Genomic DNA, 6,802 nt, shown 5'->3' with positions numbered 1-6,802 from the left:
GTTGTAGTAGTTGCTACGGCTGTACCAGCATTTATAGATTACACACCACAAGCTTTATATTAGGTAAAATCCTATACTTAATGTACCTGATACCTATTTATAATAGTTTAGAAATTATTGACTATCGTAAAATCACAACTAAAATATAATACATTAAAAACCAAGCAGTTAATTTATTTTTTCATTAACTTTATGTATCTAAAAAACAATTAAAATGGAAAATAAAACACCTATCAAAGTTGATGATAAAAAAATAATCACCGTTTTTGGTGCTACAGGAGCACAAGGCGGTGGACTTGCCAGAGCAATTTTGGCAGACAAAAACGGTGAGTTTGCCGTAAGGGTTGTAACCAGAGATATTAATTCAGAAAAATCCAAAGCATTCTCAAAATTGGGTGCAGAAGTAGTTGAAGCCAACATTGATGATATCCAAAGCATTAAAAAAGCAATTGATGGAGCCTATGGAGCGTATTTTGTTACTTTTTTCTGGGAACATTTCTCAGTGGACAAAGAATTGCAGGAAGTTAACAATTTTATCGAAGCTGCCAGAGAATCCCATTTACAGCATATTATTTGGTCAACATTGGAAGACACCAGAAATTGGATGAATCTGGACGATGACAGAATGCCCACTTTGCATGGAAAATACAAAGTGCCACATTTTGACGGAAAAGGAGAGGCTGACCACTACTTTAGAGAAGCCGAACTTCCCACCACTTTTTTAAGAACCTCTTTCTATTGGGATAATTTCATTCATTTTGGCATGGGACCCCAAAAAGGAGAAGACGGCAATTACTATATCGCATTCCCGATGGACGATAAAAAGTTGCCGGCCATAGCAGCTGAAGATATTGGTAAATGTGCTTATGGAATTTTCAAAAAAGGAAAAGAGTTGATTGGAAAAACTGTTGGTATTGCAGGAGAAAAGTTAAATGGAAATGAAATGGCTGAAAAACTTTCAAAAGCGTTGGATAAAAAAGTACTTTTTAATCCCGTAACTCCAGAAGCATACCGCAATTTTGGATTTCCGGGCGCCGACGATTTAGGCAATATGTTTCAGTTTAAAAGGGATTTTAATGACGATTTTAATGGAGCAAGAAATGAAGCTTTTGCAAAGGAATTAAATCCTGAACTGCAAAATTTTGATATGTGGCTTTCTGCCAATGCTTCCCGAATTCCTATAGAGTAACAGTTATAAATAACCTAGAAAAATTAAAATAGAAAAAATAACATCCCACCTCATCCTAAAAGTAATCTTTTGATTTACATCAAAGTAAACGCTAAGTTTTATCAACATCAAAAAAAACAATCATATCATAGTATGAAAAAGAAGACATGAGAACAACATAAGAATAAACAACCAATAGAACATGGATACAGTAACACATACGCTTCTGGGAGCTGCCATTGGCGAAGCAGTCCTTGGAAAAAGAATTGGCCGAAAAGCTGTGTTTTATGGTGCTTTGATGAGTAATCTTCCTGACATTGATGCTCTTGGAATCCTTTTTCTAAGTGATTCCCAACAATTATTATTTCATCGTGGAATTACTCATTCATTTTTCTTTGTCATACTAATTTCTACGATATTGGGGTGGATTTTAAAAAAAAAGTTTAAGGATAGTCAAACAAGCTGGGTGAATTGGATGTGGCTAATCATTATTGCACTGCTGTCCCATTTAGCATTGGATTCTCTCACCTGTTACGGTATAGGACTGTTTGAGCCTTTTAACAATGAAAAAATATCCTTCAATACCATTTTTGTGGCTGATCCTTTTTATACTGTACCGATCTTAATTGGTGTATTATTTCCTTTAATTGGAAAGAAATCGCCTGAAAAAACACAAAAATGGAATACTATTGGATTAGCGGTTAGTTCTTGTTATTTAATTTTTGCAATGTTTGTACATGTATATGTCTGGAAAGTTATGCACCAATCTTTCAAAGAGCAGCAATTAATTTCAGATGGATTCACCGTTACTCCAACTCCACTAAATACTTTTCTTTGGATGGGTTATTCCCATGACAGTAATGGTGCGTGGATTGGATATTACTCAATTTTTGACAAACAAAAAAAAATAGACTTTTACAGAATACAACGAAATGATTCTTTGATTGCTTCTTTTGAAAAGGATATCATCGTAAAAAATTTGAAACAACTTTCGAAAGGAAACTATATTATCACCAAAGAGGATTCCGTTTTATATTTCAACGATATCCGATTTGGTCAAGTAAGCGGATGGAATAAAGCTGATGGCCCATTTGCATTTAAGTTTAACCTCAATAAAAATGCAGATAATAAAAGAGCTCTGAACAGAATAAAATATAAAGAATCAACTTATGAATGGTTTGCCTTATTAGTAAACAGAATAAAAGGAAATTAAATTGTAATAAATATTTTTAAAACTAATGCAAGAACAAGAAATCCAAACGTCAAACTATTGTCTGAACAATATCTGCAAGGAAAAGACAACTCTTGTTCACAGCGGAGAAGATTATTTTTTGCGTGCCCGAAATATTATTCTAAATGCACAATCGGTGATTCATATTCAAATGTACATTTTTGAAAATGACGCTACGGGTCAAGAAATTATCAATGCCTTACAAGAAGCAGCTATTAGAAATGTGAAAATCTATGTGCTTCTTGATGGATATGGCTCCTACCCGTTCCCTAGGTTAATTATGAAAGAACTTAAGCAGTTGGGAATTAATATCCGTTTCTTTTCTCCTTTTTTTTCTTCAAATAATTTTTACATCGGCCGAAGACTCCATCATAAAATAATTACTGCAGATGGAACCATTGCTCTTATTGGCGGAATTAATATTTCAGACAAATACAGAGGAACATCAACAGAGCATCCATGGCTTGATTATGCTATTGAAGTTGAGAACGGCGAAACAGTAATGCAACTGGAACAATTGTGTCAAAATATCTATTTCAAACATAAAAGAACGCATAGAATAAATTTACAGCCTATTTCCTATTTGGATAAAAAAACAACGGTTACCGTCCTACAAAATGATTGGCTGAAGAGAAACAATGAAATCGCAATTGCTTACGTAAAATCAATTCAAAAAGCACAAAAAGAGGTCGTAATCGTTGGTTGCTATTTTCTGCCGGGTCGAAAATTTTCAAAAGTTTTAAAAAAAACGGCTAAAAGTGGTGTCAAAATAAAACTCATTTTATCAGGAATTTCAGATATCCCTTTGATGCAACGAGCAATCTATCACTTATACTCATCCCTTCTTCAAAACAACATTGAATTGTACGAATGGAATAAGTCCATTTTACATGGCAAAGTCGCTTTAGTAGATAATAAATGGGCAACTATTGGCTCCTTTAATTTAAATCATTTGAGTTCCTATGGAAGTATCGAAACAAATGTAGCAATAGAATCCACAAAATTCGCCAAAACATTGGCATCAGATTTAAATGCGGTAATTTCTCAGTGTGAAAGAATTACTCTCGAAACTATTAAACGAAAAAGCAGCCTTTTTGCAACAATTGCAAACTGGCTTTCATATCACTTTGTGAGAACAACTCTTATAATCATAACTTATATCCCTTACAATAGGTTCATGAACAAATACAAGGAAGAAAACTAAGAAAAAAATTAAGCATCTATCATGAATTGGCATTTACTTCCATTATCAGAAATTGCACAATTATTGAATTCTTCTCCAAAGGGGTTAGATAGCGTTACAGCTTCAGAACTTCTCTTAGAATATGGAAAAAATCAGATAGAGGATCAAAAAAAGAAAACACCTTTTCAGATGTTTTTACAGCAATTTACCGACTTTATGATTATCGTTTTAATTGCTGCTGCCATAATTTCCGGCATTTTAGGAGATTTAATAGATACCCTCATTATTCTTGCGATTATCATTATCAATGCCGTTATAGGATTTATTCAAGAATTTCGGGCTGAAAAAGCAATGGAAGCATTGCAAAATATGGTCGCAAGCACTGCTATTGTTTTACGAGAAGAAAATCCAATTGAAAAATCTGCTTCCGATTTAGTACCGGGAGACGTAATATTGCTTGAAGCCGGAAATATTATTCCTGCCGATATTCGTTTTTTGGAAACCCATCAAATCAAAGTAGATGAATCAACACTAACTGGCGAATCACATAATGTCGAAAAAATTGCCGAGAAGCTTCCCGATGGTGAATATAATTTGGGAGATAGAATAAACTTGGGATTCAAAGGCACTTTTGTTACCAACGGACGAGCACTCGCCTATGTCGTTGCAACCGGTATGAACACAGAACTTGGACGTATTGCCAAAATGATACAAAAAGATGAAACAGCAACTCCTTTGCAAAAAAGACTGATTGCTTTTGGAAAAAGACTGTCAATAGTCATACTGATTATCTGCACCGTAATATTCATAATTGGTTGGTTACGTGGCGAAGCGGTTTTGGTCATGCTGCTTACTTCTATTTCACTGGCCGTCGCTGCCATACCCGAAGCATTACCTGCATTGGTAACCATTGCACTTGCTTTTGGCGCCAAACGATTGGCAAAAAACAATGCCCTGATCAGAAAATTACCTGCCGTAGAAACATTAGGTTCAGTTACCTACATCTGCACCGACAAAACTGGTACGCTAACCTTGAACAAAATGACTGTTCAGGAAATACATGAAATCCAACACACCTATCCCAATTCTATTTTCTTTCCCACAAATAACTTGCTTACTGCAATGACTCTTAATAACGATGTTTCAATTGATAAAGAGGGAAAATGGTTGGGTGATTCTACCGAAGTGGCCTTGACACAATATGCCCATGATAAAAATTTCAAAAAAACTGAATTAGAAAAAACACTACCAAGAGTAGCGGAGTTGCCCTTTGACTCCTCGAGAAAATGTATGACTACATTGCATCAAACAGAGCAAGGAATATTGGTGATTACGAAAGGTGCTGTAGATGTCCTATTTAGTAAATTAGATGAAAAGCAAAAAAGACACATTCCCGAAATTGAAACCAAAGTGAATGAAATGGCAGATAAAGGCTATCGGGTTTTAGGATATGCAATAAAGTGGTTACCCTCCATTCCTGAAAAGTTAAATACTGATACCATTGAATCCTCATTAACCTTAATAGGGTTTGCAGGAATGATTGACCCTCCAAGAGAAGAAGCAAAACAAGCTGTTGCAGAATGCAAACAAGCTGGAATTATTCCGGTAATGATTACTGGTGACCATAAACTCACTGCAAAAGCCATTGCAAAACAATTAGGGATTTTCATATCCGAAGATGATTTGGTCTTAAGCGGTGCTGAACTTTCAGCATTATCCGAAACTCAATTTGAAAATATTGTAGAAAAAATACGGGTATATGCGCGAGTAAATCCAGAACAAAAATTAAAAATCGTAAAAGCATTACAGGATAAAAATCAATTTGTAGCCATGACAGGTGATGGTGTGAATGATGCACCGGCACTTAAAAATGCTGACATCGGAATAGCTATGGGCATTAATGGCACGGAAGTTTCCAAAGAAGCTTCCCATATGATTTTATTGGATGATAATTTTGCAACTATTGTTAAGGCCGTAAAACACGGACGAAGAATATTTGATAACATCCTGAAATTCATCAAATATACTATGACATCAAATTCTGGAGAAATATGGGCAATATTTTTGGCTCCCTTTTTGGGTTTACCCATACCATTACTGGCAATACACATTCTCTGGATAAATTTGGTGACTGATGGATTGCCGGGACTGGCACTTGTCTCGGAACCATCCGAATCCAACATCATGAACCGTCCTCCAAGGAGTCCAAAAGAAAGCATCTTTGCGGGCGGAATGGCAATACATATTTTGTGGGTAGGCTTCTTAATGGGTACTGTAACCTTGGGAATACAGGCATGGTCCATACATTATAACAACAGCCATTGGCAAACAATGGCATTTACCGTATTGTGCTTAAGTCAAATGGGACACGTTATGGCTATTCGTTCGGAACGGGAATCTATTTTCAAAATTGGTTTACTTTCCAATACTCCTATGCTGGGGGCATTACTATTGACTGTTATCTTGCAAATGATGATTATCTACACGCCTTTTTTTAATACAATTTTCAGAACGCAACCTTTAACGTTGTATGAACTTGTTATAACCATTGCTGTTTCAAGCATCGTATTTTGTGCTGTGGAATTGGAAAAATGGACAAAACGAAAATGGAAATAAAACGGTTTAAAACTTCATTTTCTCTTTTGCACCATTTACAAAATACATTTTCATCATCCCTCTATTTTTAGCTTCAACTTCTCCCCTGTACTCACAATCAAAAGAGTCTTTTATAATTGCAAATGTATTTTCAGAAATATTGATTTTTCCAGGGCATGAATTCGATTCCATTCTTGAAGCAATGTTTACGGTATCGCCCCATATGTCATAAGCAAATTTCTTTGTCCCCACTACTCCAGCAACTACTGGTCCTGTGTTAATCCCAATACGAATGTTAAAACGAGTATGGTTAAATGGATTTTCTCGATTGGAATGCTGTACAAATTCTAAAATTTCTAGTGCAACCAAAATCATTTTGTATGCATGATCTGCCGTTGGAAAAGGTAGTCCACCTGCACACATATAGGAATCTCCTAATGTTTTTATTTTTTCTAAATCATACTTTTCAATGATTGCATCAAATTTTGAAAAATAGTAATCGACACTCTCAACCAATTTTTCAGGTGATAAGTTTTCGGCATATTGCGTAAATCCCTCAAAATCGGTAAATAATACAGTGACCGATTCAAATCTTTTGGCCACAACTTTACCGCTTTCCTTTAAT

The 6,802-nt window shown here is 35.3% G+C and carries 5 protein-coding genes; 4 read left to right on the top strand and 1 reads right to left on the bottom strand.

The genetic code is table 11. From position 1 onward, the window contains the following. Nucleotides 1-214: 214 nt before the first annotated feature. From VFS71_RS08310 to VFS71_RS08295, 4 genes are all read left to right on the top strand, one after another. Complete coding sequence (locus tag VFS71_RS08310) at nucleotides 215-1,189, top strand: NmrA/HSCARG family protein (protein WP_326400490.1); 975 nt, start codon at nucleotides 215-217, stop codon at nucleotides 1,187-1,189. A 181-nt stretch (nucleotides 1,190-1,370) separates the two neighbouring features. Beyond that, complete coding sequence (locus VFS71_RS08305) at nucleotides 1,371-2,381, top strand: metal-dependent hydrolase (RefSeq protein WP_326400488.1); 1,011 nt, start codon at nucleotides 1,371-1,373, stop codon at nucleotides 2,379-2,381. Between the two features lie 25 nt (nucleotides 2,382-2,406). After that, on the top strand, nucleotides 2,407-3,603 hold the full coding sequence (locus VFS71_RS08300; RefSeq protein WP_326400486.1) for a phospholipase D-like domain-containing protein: 1,197 nt from the start codon (nucleotides 2,407-2,409) through the stop codon (nucleotides 3,601-3,603). Nucleotides 3,604-3,624: 21 nt separating this feature from the next. After that, the gene (locus tag VFS71_RS08295) at nucleotides 3,625-6,198 is read left to right on the top strand and encodes a cation-translocating P-type ATPase (RefSeq protein WP_326400484.1); all 2,574 of its coding nucleotides are present in this window, start codon (nucleotides 3,625-3,627) and stop codon (nucleotides 6,196-6,198) included. Nucleotides 6,199-6,204: 6 nt separating this feature from the next. Here VFS71_RS08295 and VFS71_RS08290 read toward each other — a convergent pair. Then, a partial coding sequence (locus VFS71_RS08290) for an adenylate/guanylate cyclase domain-containing protein (RefSeq protein ID WP_326400483.1) occupies nucleotides 6,205-6,802 on the bottom strand: 598 nt, incomplete at its 5' end.

Source organism: Flavobacterium sp., from assembly GCF_035760125.1.
Lineage (GTDB): Bacteria > Bacteroidota > Bacteroidia > Flavobacteriales > Flavobacteriaceae > Flavobacterium.
Note: the sequence above shows the minus strand (reverse complement) of the source record. Positions and strands in the feature narration are given on the sequence as shown.